General features: G+C 33.5%; 2 protein-coding genes. Both read right to left on the reverse strand.

The features are described from left to right. Positions 1 to 200: 200 nt before the first annotated feature. A complete protein-coding gene (locus tag B4113_RS03065; RefSeq protein ID WP_033843973.1) occupies positions 201 to 545 on the reverse strand; it encodes a hypothetical protein in 345 nt (114 codons plus the stop codon). A gap of 18 nt (positions 546 to 563) precedes the next feature. Then, positions 564 to 1,106, reverse strand: a 543-nt coding sequence (locus B4113_RS03070; RefSeq protein ID WP_235597943.1) for a DUF4879 domain-containing protein, incomplete at its 5' end; no start/stop codon positions are given.

The raw sequence follows: 1,106 nt of genomic DNA on the forward strand, positions 1-1,106 counted from the left end.
AAACAATTCACAAAAAAATTAGCACATTCCTTCAGAAAAGGGGAGAGGGCTTTCTGAAGAAATGTGCAAAAAAATGCCTCTTTTATTCCAAAATAAAGTGATAATTTACATTCTATATTTGAGACAAAAAAGTGGGGGCTGGGCTGATCCCAAAACGCATTCCCGTTTTGGGTCAGCCCCTTCTATGATATTTTGTTGTATTACACCCTTTCTTCATATTTTGAAATTAGATATTCATCGTTTCCAACTAGTCCTAGCTTAAACGCTTTATTGACAATTTCAGCTACCTCTGTTGAGAAAAAGACATTTGTACTGTACTTTAATTTGTCTTCAAGTATTTGTTTATGGTATTTTGAAGTTTCTCTAGATAAATTTTTGTTAACAACTTTATCCTCTTCAAGCGCTTTTTGAAACTCTATGAAATCCATAGATTTATTTTGGCCTTCTCTTCCTCCAAAGGGCTCACCGTTTCGAATATGATTTCTAAACTTAGCTCCTAAAGTTAATTGTGTATAAGCGGCAAATGCAGCTTTATTGATATTCATAATTCTCCTCCTCTGCTTTTACTCTACATTTATATAAAGATTATCGTAAAAAGTATTATTAGGTGGATAATAGTTTCTTGCAGATACAGTAAATTGCCCACTTTCTACTTTATCTAGTGGTATTTCATAATATTTAATCCATCCAATAACCATTCCGCTTGAATCTGTTACTGGTTCTCTCATATCAATAATTTCTTTTGCAATATTTGTTATGTCTTGTCCCTTATTATATATTCTAAACCAACCATATAATTCAGTACCTTCTACATAAACTGCTATATATCCGGTTTCCCCTGACATAGGATAGGATGCACTTGTTTGATCAAATGAAATGTATTCCCACTCATAATTTGCACCATCCGAAGTAACACCAATAATTTGTAGATCGGTTAAAGGAGGTGCAGGAGCAGCCTTTGCTTCATTATGATTAAGAGTAAACACAAAAGCTATAGCAAACAAAAATCCAAATACTTTTTTCATTATACATCCTCCCTCTAGAAATGTTGATTTATCAAGGCTTTTCGGCCCCTCAGGGGTGTCCAAAAAATATTTTTCGACAAA

It is taken from the genome of Geobacillus sp. B4113_201601 (assembly GCF_001587475.1).
In the GTDB taxonomy this organism is placed as follows: Bacteria; Bacillota; Bacilli; order Bacillales; family Anoxybacillaceae; genus Geobacillus; species Geobacillus icigianus.

Coding starts and splice junctions, on each gene's coding strand:
- B4113_RS03065 (WP_033843973.1), bottom strand. CDS start 545: ATGAATATCAATAAAGCTGCATTTGCCGCTTATACACAATTAACTTTA.